This window comes from Thioalkalivibrio versutus, from assembly GCF_001020955.1.
In the GTDB taxonomy this organism is placed as follows: Bacteria; Pseudomonadota; Gammaproteobacteria; order Ectothiorhodospirales; family Ectothiorhodospiraceae; genus Thioalkalivibrio; species Thioalkalivibrio versutus.
The window spans coordinates 1,671,795-1,684,578 of record NZ_CP011367.1; the positions used below are offsets into that span (position 1 = coordinate 1,671,795).

The following is a 12,784-nucleotide window of genomic DNA, read 5'->3' on the forward strand; positions in this document are numbered from 1 at the left end:
ATGAGTCCCGAAACGCCCTGTGCGGTGCCGCACCGACGGGCAATCCGGCCACGCATACGCTTGAAGGCGAATCACGGGGTTCGGACAGCCTGTTGCCGAACCCGTCCAACCAGGAAAAAGCTCATGAACCAGATCATCTACATCGTCGGCGCCATCGTTATCGTCCTGTTCATCCTGGGATTCTTCGGACTCCGATAGGACCCGCATCGTCGCCGCGGAGGGTTTGCCCGCAGCTTTGCCGGGCCGCCGAACAGTCCGCCGGTCATTCGGGGGAGCAGCCACAGGCCGCCATCTTCCAGACAGGGTGCGCCATCCGGCATGGCCGGTTGCGCGCCAGGGAGACCCTGGTCCATTCGCACGTCCGGTACCGGCGGTCGACGCACGCGTCGAGCGCCCTGCCGGAGACCCCGCTCTGTCTGTCTACGCGCGTACCGGAGGTGTCTGCGTGCTTGCGTGTTCGAAGGGGACCAGACGTTGCCGCTCCTCGTCCCACAGGGCGAGCCGGGCGCAATGGAGGCTTTGCTTCAACGTGACACGGCTGATCTTGCGAAGCTGCGGATGGTCTTCCAGCACCTCGGGCAATCGATAGAACGGAATGCGGCTGGCGAGATGGTGGACGTGGTGGATCCCGATATTCGCGGTCATCCAGCGTAGCGGGGCGGGCAGATCATAATAGGAGCTGCCGTAGAGCGCCGTTTCCTGGAAGCTCCACGCCTCGTCGTGCGCCCACCGCGTATTCTCGAACTGGTGCTGGACATAGAACAGCCAGACACCGATCGCGCCCGCCAGAACCGCGATCGGCAGGTGCACCAGGAGGAAGGTGCCCACACCCACCAGCCACATCATCCCAACGACGACCAGCGCAATGCCTGCATTGGTACCCATGGTGCTCAACCAGGGCATCCATCCCGCGCGCAGGAACCCGACGGGTAGGCGGTTGCTCAACATGAAAAGGTACACCGGACCCAGCCCGAACAGGATCAGCGGGTGCCGGTACAGCCGGTAACGCAGGCGATGCGAGGCAGACAGGGCCTGGTATTCCCGCACACTCAAGGTATCGATGCTCCCCTCGTCCGCGCGATCCAGATTGCCGGAGTGCGCATGATGGAGGGCATGCGTGTGGCGCCAGAAGTCGTAGGGCGTGAGCGTGAAGACGCCCAGCGCCCGCCCCACCCAGTCATTCGCGCGCCGGGACGGGAAGAATGACCCGTGCCCGCAGTCATGCTGGATCATGAACAGCCGCACGAGAAATCCGGCAGCGGGAATGGCCAGCACCAGGCCAACCCAGTAGCCGGCGCTCACACTGGCCCAGGTCAGAAACCAGAAAAGGCCGAACGGGATCACGGTAACGACCAGTTCAAACACGCTGCGCGCGAGAAGCGGCGTACGATATGCGGACAGTGCGCGCTGTAACGCTCGGGGATCATCGACGGGTTCGACAACCGCTGCTTGTGGCTCCATGCTGGGACTCCGTACTTGGCTCGACTCCAGCGGCCGGGTTCGCACCCCGCCGCCGGCGAGCCGGTTTCTAACACCGGGCTTTCGGTCTCGATACAGGAGCGGGTCCGAAAGCCGTACACTTCCAGCCTATAGTGGGGCCAGGCGCGCTCACTGTATGTTCGATCCCACACACTGCGCCCGCAGTACCATGGCAGTTTCGGCCCCTCCCCCCACGAACCTTGTCGTCTGTTCGCCTCCGCGAGTCCGTGCAGACACCCTGGTCACGCCAATTGGACACGCACATTGAAAGTGGAACGTCCAGACCTCTGCGGCACCCCGGTGTTGCGCGATCGGCCCGCGATTCCGTCCCGGCTCCGCACCCGCGTGGCCCGGGTCGACACGCATGCGGCTGGACGCCCCCCGAAAGAATCCTGTCAGCTTCACGTTTACGTAAATAGAGCGTTGACGCCCAGCATCCGTGAGGCTATTAAAACAACATGGCTTTGTAACGATCGAATCCATGAACACTTCAGCCAGCAGCGATGGGGCACCGTCGCGCTTGCGGCCACCGGGGGGGGCTTATGTACTGATTCAACCTTCGGGCAGGGGGGCCAGGATGCCGTACTCCGATAGACTTCGCGCGAACGAGTTGCTCGCAGGACTTCCGCTCGACGATTACGCGCATCTTTCCCCGCACATGGAGGCGGTACCCATGCCGTTGGGGGAAGTCCTCGCCGAGCCCGGACACCCGATGCGCTACGCCTACTTCCCCACCACGGCCATCGTGTCCCTCCTCAACGTGATGCAGGATGGCGCAACGACCGAAGTTGCCGTGGTTGGATACGAGGGCATGATCGGGGTCTCCTTGTTCATGGGCGGCGAGAGCACATCCAGCCGCGCTGTCGTGCATAGCGCCGGACACGGATTCCGGCTGAAGGCCCAGGTCCTGAAAGACGAGTTCACCCACGGCGGGCACATGCGGCAATTGCTGTTGCGCTATACCCAGGCGCTGCTGACCCAGATGGCACAAACGGCGGTATGCAACCGTCACCACACCCTGGACCAGCAACTAGCCCGCTGGCTGCTCCTGAATCTCGACCGTCTGCACGCGAACACCCTCGAAATGACCCAGGAACTGATCGCCCATATCCTGGGCGTGCGCCGGGAAGGCATCACCTGCGCCGCCGGAAAACTGCAAAAAGCGGGGCTGATCGAGTATCACCGCGGGCACATCACCGTGCTCGACCGGCCCGGTCTGGAGGCGTGTGCCTGTGAATGCTATGCGGCGGTGCGGGCGGAATACCATCGTCTGCTGTCGACGACGCCTGACCTGCAAACGGGAGGCCGATTAAGCGTGTCTCGCTGACAGCCCCCGCGATCGCCATGGATGCAGCGCCTGGTGCCGGGCCCATCCACCACGAACGTCGCGGGCCCGGGTGCCATTCGCATGCTCTCGCACGCCTCCCCATCGCCGCAGTTATACAAGAACCGCCGCAACCTCCAGCCAGCCCTCCTGCCGCAAACCACACGATACGATCCCGGGCGCCTCGACCCGCCGTACCCATGAATGGGTGTCTCCCTCCGCGACAGCATGCCGGTCAATCCCCCTCGACGCGGTAATGATCGTGTTTCTTGCGCCCCGGCCCGCCGCACCCTAGCGTGGCGGGCTTACTCAGGCACGGATCGACCCATGCGCCAGATGTCTCCCCGAGAACTACAGGACTACCTCGCCCAGGCGGAGCACCCGCCGTTGCTCCTGGATGTACGCGAGCCCTGGGAATACGAGCACTGCCACATCGGGGGCTCGCAACTGCTCCCGATGGGCCAGATCCCGACGGCCTATCAGGATCTGAACGCCGAGGGCGAGATCGTGGTGATCTGCCACCACGGGGTGCGCAGCCAGCAGGTCTGCGGATTCCTGGACCGGGCCGGATTCCAGCACGTGATCAACCTGACCGGCGGCGTCGATGCCTGGGCGCGCGATGTCGATCCCCACATGCCGACCTACTGACCCGCGTGTCCCGCAGACCGGCCCTGTCGATCATCATCCCGGCCTGGAACGAGGCCGAATGGCTGCCGCGCACCCTGGCGGCGGTGCAGGAAGCGCTATCCGGCATTGACCGGAACAGCGAGATCATCGTGGTCGACAACGCCTCGACCGACCGCACGCCCCAGATTGCCCAGGCCGCGGGATGCCGCGTCGTGTTCGAACCCGAGCGCCGCATCAGCCGCGCCCGCAATGCCGGCGCGGCCGTAGCCTGCGGCGATTACCTCCTGTTCGTCGATGCCGACACCTGGCCCGACCGCGCCCTGTTGCAGGCAACACTGGACGCGCTGGACAGCGGCGAGGTCTGTGGGGGTGGCGCTCGGGTGACCTTCGACCACCTCAGCCACCGGATCTATCGCTGGGGTGCCACCGCGTGGAACACCCTCTCCGCGCGCCTGGCTCTGGCGGCTGGCTGCTACGTCTTCTGCACCCGCGAGGCCTTCGCGGCGGTGGACGGCTTCAGCGAGGCCGTGTACGCGGGGGAAGAGGTATTCCTGTCCCGCGCGCTGAAACGCTGGGGCCGCGCGCACGGCCAGCGCGTCGAGATCCTGGAAACGCCCGTACTGACCTCCGGCCGCAAGGCGGACTGGTTCCATCCAGGTCGCCACATCCTCGTGGTGACGCAGGTGCTGCTGTTCCCCTGGAGCCTGCGCTCACGCCGCCTCAGCTGGTTCTGGTACAGCCGCCCACGACGGCAGTAAGGAAGAGACCGAACGCCGAAATCGGGCCCCGGTGATCAGGATGTCGACAACGTCGGCCACCGAACCATCGATCCACCGCGACCTGAATTCGTTCGGACATCGTGTTCCCCCGCCCCGAGTATCAACGCCGCCCCATCTCCCCTTCCACCACCAGGCGACGCCAGCGAAACAGGCCCTCGACGTCAATCCGGTAGGGGCCCGGACCCAGGTCCCCCGCCACATGGACCCGGATCCCTTCAATCTCGCGCTCCGTGTAGCCGTCGGCCCGGCGGGGCGCGCCGCGCTCGGCCACTGGAACCGCCGCCTGTCCGCCACAACAACCGTGGCGCGTGGACCATCGCAGCACCACCTCGCCGCCCTGCCCGGCCAGCCACTCGCGCGCGGCGTCGGTCAGGGTGATCGCGGTCATGCCGATCTCGCCTCGGTGTCCGCCGGGAACCAGTGGCGGGTGCGATTGGCGATGCGCACCAGCGCCAGCATCAGCGGCACCTCGACCAGCACGCCCACCACGGTCACCAACGCGGCACCCGACTGCAGGCCGAACATCGCGATCGCCGCGGCCACCGCCAGCTCGAAGAAGTTGCTCGCGCCGATCATCGCGCCGGGGGCCGCCACCGCGTGACGCACCCGCCACGCCTTGGCCCAGTAGTAGGCGATGTAGAACACCAGGAAGGTCTGGATGATCAGCGGAATCGCGATCAGCACGATATGCCCCGGGTTCTCCAGGATGCGCTCGCCCTGGAAGGCGAACAGCAGGACCAGCGTCACCAGCAGGCCGATCGGCGTGACCGGGCCCAGACGCTTCATGAACACGTTGTCGAACCACTCGATGCCCTTTTTGCGGATCAGCCAGATGCGCGTCAGGTAGCCGGCGACGAACGGAATGACGATGTACAGCAGCACCGACAGCGCGACCGTGTCCCAGGGCACGTGGATATTGGACACGCCCAGCAGGAGCACCACGATGGGGGCAAAGGCGAACAGCATGATGATGTCGTTCACCGCCACCTGTACCAGCGTGTAGGCGGCATCCCCGCGGGTCAGGTAGCTCCAGACGAACACCATCGCGGTACACGGCGCCGCGCCCAGCAGGATCGCCCCGGCCAGGTATTCACGCCCGAGGTCTTCCGGGATCCAGGCGGCATACACCACCATGAAGAAGAACCAGGCGATCGCGAACATGGTGAACGGCTTGATCAGCCAGTTCACCGAGGTGGTGATGGCCAGGCCCTTCGGCTCCCGGCGCACGCCGAGGATGGCGGAGAAGTCGATCTGCACCATCATCGGGTAGATCATCGCCCAGATCAGGATGGCCACCGGGATGGAGACCTGCGCGTATTCCCATTGCGACAGCGTCTCCGGAACGACGGGCAGGAGCTGCCCCAGGGCGACGCCCGCCACGATGCACAGCGCCACCCACACGCTCAGGTAGCGCTCGAAGATCCCCATGCCTTCCTTCGTCGAGATCTCCTCGACGGAGGCGTTCCGGTCGGTCATTGCTTCCTCCGTATCTCCCGGGTAACGCGTCAGCAGCAACCCTTGGCTTCATTGTCACTAGCTGGCTGGCACGAGACGGTTGATGTCCCTTCCGGTACACAGCAGTCACCGGTACCTTCATCCTGTGCGCCGAACATCGGGATGCTCCCGAGCGTGTGATAACTCTCCCACGCGATCCCGCCCGGATCGGTGGTCCAGTACTTGTCGGATTGCGCGTAGCAGCAATGCGTGCCCATCTCCTCGTGCACGTCCGCGTCGATGGCGTCCAGACGCTGGCCCAGTTCGTCGAGCTCGCCCGCCTCTTCGGCCTGGATGCCGAGGTGGTTCAGGCCCAACGGCGCACCGCGGGCCGACACCGCGAAATTGACCCGCGGGTCCTCCAGCATCCATTTCGCGTAGTCGCCCTTGACCACGCTCGGCTCGGCCGCGAACAGATGCGAATAAAAGCGGATCGCCGGTTCCAGTTCCGGCACGGAAACGTGCAGGTGCATGCGCTTCATGGATCAGACTCCTCGATTCACTCCATCTCGCGGATCGGCCCGGGGTCCCACGGGTCATCCCGGGTGGACCCGGCCCGGCTCGGTTGTTGCGGTCCCCACCCGGGCGCGTGGTCTATCGAACGTGCCGGCCCGCCACTGGCCGAGCCGCTGTGGCTTCCGTATCCCCTGCACAGTCCAGGGCCGCAGGCAACGCGCAGCTGTCGGAGTCGGCCGCACAGCAGTTTTCGGTCAGGTAGGTGACCAGCTCCTGCATCGCGTCGAGATTCACCCGATAGCGCTGATAGCGCCCTTCCTGCGTGACGGTCAGCAGGCCCGCCTGCGTCAGGGTCTTGAGGTGAAACGAGAGGTTCGTGCGCGGCAGTTCCAGGGTTTCGGCGATTTCGCCGGCGACCCGCCCATCGTGGCCATAACGCACCAGCAGGCGCACGATATCCAGGCGAATGCCGGAGGCCAGCGACTCGAACATGTGGGTGGCGGTGACCTTGTCCATGGACAAATACTTCAACCCTCCTTGTATCGTTGTCAAGTGACAGGACCCAGTCGCCGTTGCCGCGGGCGCGCACCTCTTTCTCAAGAACCGCCCGATGCCTCCCCGCTCAGCCTGCAGGGTTCGCGCCGGACCACCCGGTCGCCGCCGGTCTGTCGGGGTTTTCCCGCGGGGCATCGAGGCCCGGTATACTGCGCGGTCTTCCGTTCAACTCCGACCACGACGCCCGAGCCGCAATGAACCCGCGCCTGGACCGGCTACAGCCCTATCCGTTCGAACGCCTGCGCCGGCTGTTCGCGGACCTGCAACCGCCTGCGGACCGGGAGCCCATCGCACTGTCGATTGGCGAGCCGCGTCATGCACTGCCCGATTTCGTCGAACCCGTCCTGCGGGCCTCCCTCCAGGGCTTCAACCACTACCCGACCACACGCGGCGAACCGGCCCTGCGCGAGTCCATCGCGGCGTGGCTGCAACGGCGGTTTGACCTCGGCAATGTGGACGCGGAACGGCAGGTGCTTCCGGTCAGCGGAACGCGCGAGGCCCTGTTCGCGATTGCCCAGGCGGTCGTGGCGGAGAAGCCCGGCGCCCGCGTGCTGATGCCGAATCCGTTCTACCAGATCTACGAGGGCGCGGCGCTGCTCGCCGGGGCCGCGCCGGCCTTCTACGACCTGGCGCCGGAGAACGGCTATCTACCCGACTTCTCGGCGGTCGACGCGGCCACCTGGGAGGACGTGCAGCTCGTCTACATCTGCAACCCGGGCAACCCCGCCGGGGCCTGCATGTCCGAGGCCGCGATGCAGGATCTGATCCGCCTGGCCGAGCGCCATGACTTCATCATCGCGGCGGACGAATGCTACTCCGAGATCTACCACCCCGATGGCGAGCCGCCGGCCGGCCTGCTGGGGGCCGCGGCGCGCATGGGCAACGCCGCGTTCGACCGCTGCATCGTCTTCCACAGCCTGTCCAAGCGCTCCAACCTGCCGGGGCTACGCTCTGGTTTCGTGGCCGGCGATGCGGCCCTGCTCGACCGCTTCGCGCTGTACCGGACCTACCATGGCTGCACCCTGCCGCCGCCGACCCAGGCCGTCAGCCGCGCCGCCTGGTCAGACGAGGCCCACGTGGCCGAGAATCGTGCCCTCTATGCCGAGAAATTCGCTGCAGTGGTCCCGATCCTGGAATCGGTGATCGAGGTGCGAGCACCCGCCGCCGGCTTCTACCTGTGGCCGCGCGTGCCGGATGGTGACGACGAGGGCTTTGCCCGACGCCTCTACGGCGAGGCGGGGGTCACGGTCCTGCCGGGGCGCTACCTCTCCCGGACCGACCCGGAGACCGGGCACAATCCCGGGGCCGGACACGTGCGCATGGCGCTGGTCGCCGCGCCCGCCGCCTGCATCGAGGCGGCCGAGCGAATCACTGCGCTTTATCGTTAACGCCACTCATCAGTTTATTTTTCATTGCCTTAAAGGGAATACCTAATGTCCGATATCCAGAGCACCATCGAAGCCGCCTTTGAACGCCGCGCCGACATCAACCCGCGCAACGTGGAAACCAACGTCCGCGACGCCGTGAACGAGGCGCTGGATATGCTGGACACCGGCCGTGCCCGCGTCGCCGAGAAAAAGGACGGCGACTGGGTGGTGAACGAATGGCTCAAGAAGGCCGTGCTGCTGTCGTTCCGCATCTCCGAGAACGAGTTCATCAAGGGCGGCTTCACCAACTACTACGACAAGGTCCCGTCCAAGTACGCGGACACCTCCAGCCGCGACTTCCGCGAGGCGGGCGTGCGCGTCGTGCCCCCGGCCACCGCCCGTCGCGGGAGCTTCATTGCCCCCAACACCGTGCTGATGCCGTCCTACGTGAACATCGGCGCCTATGTCGATGAAGGCACGATGGTGGACACCTGGGCCACGGTCGGCTCCTGCGCTCAGATCGGCAAGAACGTGCACCTCTCCGGCGGCGTGGGTATCGGCGGCGTACTGGAGCCGCTGCAGGCCGCCCCGACCATCATCGAGGACAACTGCTTCATCGGCGCACGCTCCGAGGTGGTCGAGGGCGTGATCGTCGAGGAAGGCGCGGTCATCTCCATGGGCGTGTACCTGGGCCAGTCCACCCGAATCTACGACCGCGAGAACGACGAAATCCTCTACGGCCGCGTGCCGGCCGGTTCCGTGGTCGTCTCCGGCAACCTTCCGTCGAAAGACGGCAAGTACTCGCTGTACTGCGCCGTGATCGTGAAGCGCGTCGACGAGAAGACCAAGGCCAAGGTGGGCCTGAACGCCCTGCTGCGCGATGTCTGAGATCGCGCTCTACGGCATCGCCAACTGCGATACCGTCCGCAAGGCCCGTCGGTCGCTGGATGCGGCCGGCGTGGGCTATCGTTTCGTGGACGTTCGCAGGGACGGGCTGGAGGCGGATCGGCTGCGCGGCTGGGTCGACGCCGTCGGCTGGGAGACCCTGGTCAACCGGCGCGGCACGACCTGGCGCCAACTCCCGGACGATCAGCGCGAGGGACTGGATGCGGCACGCGCCATCGCGCTGATGCTCGAACACCCGGCGCTCATCAAGCGGCCCGTCATCGAACAGGACGACGCGATCACCGTCGGCTGGACCCCCGAGACTGCGGCCCGGTGGGGAGCGGCCTGAGGCACTCGCGGCCATGCTGAGGCGGGCCAGCATCCGTTGGCGGGCCTTGCGCTGGCGCGCCCACAACTGGCTGGCCCGTCATCCGCGCCTGCATTCCGGGCTGCATGCCGCCGGGAGCATGAAGAGCGGCCCGGAGGCGCTGGCCCGCGGGGTCGCGATCGGGCTGTTTATTGGCCTGACCCCCACGGTCGGCTTCCAGACCGTGTTGATGATCATTCTGTGCATTGCACTGGCGGGCAATTTTCCGACGGCGTTCGTGGCCTCGTTCGTCAGCAACCCCTTCACCGCCGCGCCGCTGTATTGGGGCTTCCACGAACTCGGCGAGGCCGTGTTCTATCATGTCCCCCTGATCTCGCACGACCCCGACGCCTGGTATCTGCAGGGCATCGGGGACGAGATCACCTATACCCTGATGGGCAGCCTGCTGATCGCCACGCCAACCGCCATTGCCGGCTACTGGGCCTCCCGCCGCCTGTCGGCCGCCTGGCAACGCCACCGCGCCCGGCGCCGTGCCGAACGCGCTGCACAGCGGGAGCGTTAGAGACCCACTACGGGACCTCGCTCCGACGCCATTCACGCCACACCGAATCGCCCGGGTCCGGGTCACCAGCAGGCGCCTCCAGCCACGCATCCAGCAGCTCCACCTCGCCACCATTGCGCTCCAGCGGAGGCACGTCCGCGTAGGGATCGGGGTTGAGGCGGCCGTCATGCCAGGCCCAGGTGAAATACCCCAGGTTCACCAACGCAAGAAACAGGATCAGCCAGCGCATTCGGCGCCCTCCCAGCGCGACAGCTCCCAGAGACCGTCCAGCACCAGGTTCGGGAAGATCGTGGACTCTGCACGCAACACCGGCGCCAGCCAGTAAGCATCGCCCCCCGTCAGCCAGCAGGCCGCGCCCGCCCGCTCCGCGGTCCGCGAGCGCGCGATCAACCCATCCAGCGCGCCGGCCAGCCCCAGGCTCCATCCGCGCTCCAGGGCCTCGGTGCTGTTCAGGCCCGGCGCGGTCTCCAGATCATCCGGCCATTGCGTGGCCTCGCGCGGCGCAATGCGATCTGTCAGACGCGTCTGCAGCGCCTCCCAGCCGAGCTGGCGCCCCGGCAACAGATAGCCTCCCGCATGGCGACCGTCCGCCTCCAGTACATCCACGGTGACGGCGGTGCCGGCATCGACCAGGATCATCGGCGCATCGCAGCGGGCCCGCGCCGCGACCAGCGCGCAGTAGCGATCCACTCCCAACTGCCCCGCCGCATAGTCGATCCGCAGGCCATGCGGGCCGTTCGCCGGCACCGTCACCGCGTGTACCGGCGCGTCGATCCCGGCAGCCGCCAGTTCGGCCGAGAACGCCGCCTCGCGCTCGCCGGGCCCGACCCGCGACAACCAGACGGCCGTGAGCGGGGCCTCGCGCGCCATCGAGGCCAGGCCACGGACACAACCGGCCGGGTCGCGATTCGCCCCGGACCCCAGCACTTCGCCCTCCGCGTTGCGCACCTGCCACTTCACACGGGTACTGCCGATATCCACCAGGGCAATGTCAGCCATGTTCGCAACTCCGTACCGAGACCTCGCCCGAATGCAGGTGCCGGATCGCACCGTCGTCGAACTGCACAACCAGGCAGCCGCTCGCCGGATCGATTCCATGCGCCTGTCCGCGGACGCCGTCATCCAGGATTTCGATCGGCCGGCCGCGCAGGCAGTCCAGCCGCACCAGCTCACGCTCCAGCGGCACAAGCCCTTCGCCCATCAACAGCGGATGCAGGCGACATTGCTCCGCGATCACCCGGGCTGCAAGCTCCAGGAGATCCGGAACCGGACCGGGGAGCTGGGTCGCGAGATCGGTCACCGCACGGTCCAGCTCCAGGGCACCGGCGCCTTGCCGGTTGAGACCAATCCCCACCACCAGCCAGCCTGGCTGGCCACCACTCGCCGCGCGCTGCTCCACCAGGATGCCGCCCAGCTTGGCGGCATCGACCATCAGATCATTGGGCCACTTGAGCCGTACACCTTCCAGACCCAGCGCTTCCAGCGCACGGATGACCCCAACGCCAACCCCGACCGGATAGGCGGGCGGCACCCGCCCCTGCATGATGGGCCATGCCAGCGACAGCGCCAGGCTCGCCCCCGGAGGCGAATGCCAGACGCGACCGCGCCGCCCGCGGCCCGCTGTCTGGGCCTGCGCCACGCAGGCGCGTGGCAGATCGCCCGTCTCGCGGCGGGTCTCCAGCAGATAGCCGTTGGTCGAGTCCACCGACTCCAGCACCTCGACCGCCGGCGCCGTCACACCCGCCCCGTCGACCAGGCGTTCGACACGCGCTTTCAGGCGTGCGCTCTCCGGCGCCATAATGCAAACTGTGAACGCGGTCTCGGTCATCGGGATCAGTACTCGGCTCGCATCCGGGCCAGGGGGAACAGGGCTTGCATACAAGGCACCATGGTAAGCATTCCGGTCGGACGGTGCTGCGCCTGCTGATACTGGTGGCGGGGCTGGCTCTGGCCGGCACCAGCGCGGCCGAGCTCTACTCCTTTCGCGATGCCTCCGGGGCTCGGGTCCTGACCGACGAGCGCCCGCAGGGCGTTCCCTACGAGACCATCCGCTCGCCCGGCGGTGCCGGCACGGTTACCTCGACACCCGGCGGTGGAAACTGGTCACCCAGTCAGATCTTCGTGTTCCAGGGCCCGGGTGGAGAGCGCCTGATCACCAACCAGCGTCAGCAGAATAGCGGCATGGAGCTGATCGCCACCTACGGCCGACCGACCGCCCGCGCACGTTGCGGTGCCCGCGCCCGCAATGCCCTGGCCACCGGCGGTGGCGACTTCGCGGACCTCATCCACAACGCCGCCCACCGCCAGGGCGTGGACCCGGCGCTGGTGCAGTCGGTGATTCACGTGGAGTCCTGCTTCGATCCGCAGGCGGTATCCCGGGTGGGCGCGCACGGCTTGATGCAGCTGATGCCCGCTACCGCCGCCGATCTCGGGGTGACCGACCGCTTTGATCCCGCCCAGAATATCGATGGCGGCACGCGCTACCTGGCCGCCATGCTCGATCGCTTCGAAGGGGATCTGGATCTCGCCCTGGCCGCCTACAATGCCGGCCCCGGCGCGGTGGAACGGCATGGCGGCGTGCCCCCGTTTCGCGAGACACAGAACTACATCCAGCGCATCCGCGCCCAGTATGGCGGCAACGGGCGGCCCGACTGACGACCCTCAGGCCTTAGGGAGACGCTGATTTAATCGCACGTTCGCGTTGGTGCCCCCTGTTTCCCGAGACCAGGCGCGTCGTGCAGCGGGTAGTGGTTCTACCCGCAAGCGGCGCAACGCAGGATCGGGGAACAGGGGGCACCAACCCGACAAATCATTGAAAGAGCGGGCTCGGCCGCCCGTCGTTGATAAAAACGGGCGCGCGCACGGCGTTGCGGTTCCCTTGTGCAGAATGACTGCACGGCAGTCACCGCGCCTTGTTCGCACGCAAAA

At 66.7% G+C, this 12,784-nt stretch carries 16 protein-coding genes; 8 read left to right on the forward strand and 8 right to left on the reverse strand.

Going from position 1 to position 12,784, the window contains the following annotated elements; translation table 11 throughout:
• Positions 1 to 420 precede the first annotated feature (420 nt).
• Positions 421 to 1,461, reverse strand: coding sequence for a fatty acid desaturase (locus tag TVD_RS07725; RefSeq protein WP_047251265.1), 1,041 nt, complete (start codon positions 1,459 to 1,461; stop codon positions 421 to 423).
• Between the two features lie 691 nt (positions 1,462 to 2,152).
• On the opposite strand from TVD_RS07725, the gene TVD_RS07730 reads away from it, so the two are divergent.
• The 3 genes from TVD_RS07730 (at position 2,153) to TVD_RS07740 (ending at position 4,188) form a co-directional block, all read left to right on the forward strand.
• Entirely contained in the window at positions 2,153 to 2,806 is a 654-nt protein-coding gene (locus TVD_RS07730) for a Crp/Fnr family transcriptional regulator (RefSeq protein WP_047251266.1), read from the forward strand.
• Between the two features lie 324 nt (positions 2,807 to 3,130).
• A complete protein-coding gene (locus TVD_RS07735) occupies positions 3,131 to 3,451 on the forward strand; it encodes a rhodanese-like domain-containing protein (RefSeq protein WP_018951981.1) in 321 nt (106 codons plus the stop codon).
• 5 nt (positions 3,452 to 3,456) lie between these two features.
• Entirely contained in the window at positions 3,457 to 4,188 is a 732-nt protein-coding gene (locus TVD_RS07740) for a glycosyltransferase (RefSeq protein WP_047251267.1), read from the forward strand.
• Positions 4,189 to 4,309: 121 nt separating this feature from the next.
• On the opposite strand, the gene TVD_RS07745 is transcribed toward TVD_RS07740, so the two are convergent.
• From TVD_RS07745 to TVD_RS07760, 4 genes are all read right to left on the reverse strand, one after another.
• A complete protein-coding gene (locus TVD_RS07745) occupies positions 4,310 to 4,597 on the reverse strand; it encodes a CC/Se motif family (seleno)protein (RefSeq protein WP_047251268.1) in 288 nt (95 codons plus the stop codon).
• On the reverse strand, positions 4,594 to 5,685 hold the full coding sequence (gene arsB / locus TVD_RS07750) for an ACR3 family arsenite efflux transporter (RefSeq protein ID WP_047251269.1): 1,092 nt from the start codon (positions 5,683 to 5,685) through the stop codon (positions 4,594 to 4,596). Before arsB ends, TVD_RS07745 begins: the two co-directional genes overlap by 4 nt.
• Before the next feature lie 29 nt (positions 5,686 to 5,714).
• The gene (locus TVD_RS07755; protein WP_047251270.1) at positions 5,715 to 6,185 is read right to left on the reverse strand and encodes an ArsI/CadI family heavy metal resistance metalloenzyme; all 471 of its coding nucleotides are present in this window, start codon (positions 6,183 to 6,185) and stop codon (positions 5,715 to 5,717) included.
• Positions 6,186 to 6,297: 112 nt separating this feature from the next.
• Positions 6,298 to 6,675, reverse strand: coding sequence for an ArsR/SmtB family transcription factor (locus tag TVD_RS07760; protein WP_047251271.1), 378 nt, complete (start codon positions 6,673 to 6,675; stop codon positions 6,298 to 6,300).
• Positions 6,676 to 6,908: 233 nt separating this feature from the next.
• Between TVD_RS07760 and dapC the strand changes: the two genes are divergently transcribed.
• The 4 genes from dapC to TVD_RS07780 are packed head-to-tail and all read left to right on the forward strand — an operon-like array spanning position 6,909 to position 9,856.
• Entirely contained in the window at positions 6,909 to 8,102 is a 1,194-nt protein-coding gene (dapC, locus tag TVD_RS07765; protein ID WP_047251272.1) for a succinyldiaminopimelate transaminase, read from the forward strand.
• Between the two features lie 45 nt (positions 8,103 to 8,147).
• Complete coding sequence (gene dapD, locus TVD_RS07770; RefSeq protein WP_018145491.1) at positions 8,148 to 8,969, forward strand: 2,3,4,5-tetrahydropyridine-2,6-dicarboxylate N-succinyltransferase; 822 nt, start codon at positions 8,148 to 8,150, stop codon at positions 8,967 to 8,969.
• The gene (locus tag TVD_RS07775) at positions 8,962 to 9,315 is read left to right on the forward strand and encodes an ArsC family reductase (RefSeq protein WP_047251273.1); all 354 of its coding nucleotides are present in this window, start codon (positions 8,962 to 8,964) and stop codon (positions 9,313 to 9,315) included. Before dapD ends, TVD_RS07775 begins: the two co-directional genes overlap by 8 nt.
• A gap of 13 nt (positions 9,316 to 9,328) precedes the next feature.
• Positions 9,329 to 9,856 carry a DUF2062 domain-containing protein gene (locus TVD_RS07780; RefSeq protein ID WP_047251274.1) on the forward strand — a complete coding sequence of 176 codons (528 nt, stop codon included), beginning with the start codon at positions 9,329 to 9,331 and terminating at the stop codon, positions 9,854 to 9,856.
• Positions 9,857 to 9,863: 7 nt separating this feature from the next.
• Here TVD_RS07780 and TVD_RS07785 read toward each other — a convergent pair whose 3' ends face one another.
• From TVD_RS07785 to TVD_RS07795, 3 genes are read right to left on the reverse strand one after another with little or no spacing between them, the layout of a single operon-like run.
• Positions 9,864 to 10,085, reverse strand: a complete 222-nt coding sequence (locus TVD_RS07785) for a hypothetical protein (RefSeq protein ID WP_019571771.1) — start codon at positions 10,083 to 10,085, stop codon at positions 9,864 to 9,866.
• Positions 10,073 to 10,855, reverse strand: coding sequence for a type III pantothenate kinase (locus TVD_RS07790; RefSeq protein WP_047251275.1), 783 nt, complete (start codon positions 10,853 to 10,855; stop codon positions 10,073 to 10,075). Before TVD_RS07790 ends, TVD_RS07785 begins: the two co-directional genes overlap by 13 nt.
• Positions 10,848 to 11,654: a biotin--[acetyl-CoA-carboxylase] ligase gene (locus TVD_RS07795; protein WP_047251276.1), complete on the reverse strand. Its 807-nt coding sequence runs from the start codon at positions 11,652 to 11,654 to the stop codon at positions 10,848 to 10,850. The genes TVD_RS07790 and TVD_RS07795 overlap by 8 nt, the downstream gene beginning before the upstream one ends.
• Positions 11,655 to 11,767: 113 nt before the next feature.
• On the opposite strand from TVD_RS07795, the gene TVD_RS07800 reads away from it, so the two are divergent.
• Entirely contained in the window at positions 11,768 to 12,511 is a 744-nt protein-coding gene (locus tag TVD_RS07800; protein ID WP_018650027.1) for a lytic transglycosylase domain-containing protein, read from the forward strand.
• Positions 12,512 to 12,784 lie beyond the last annotated feature (273 nt).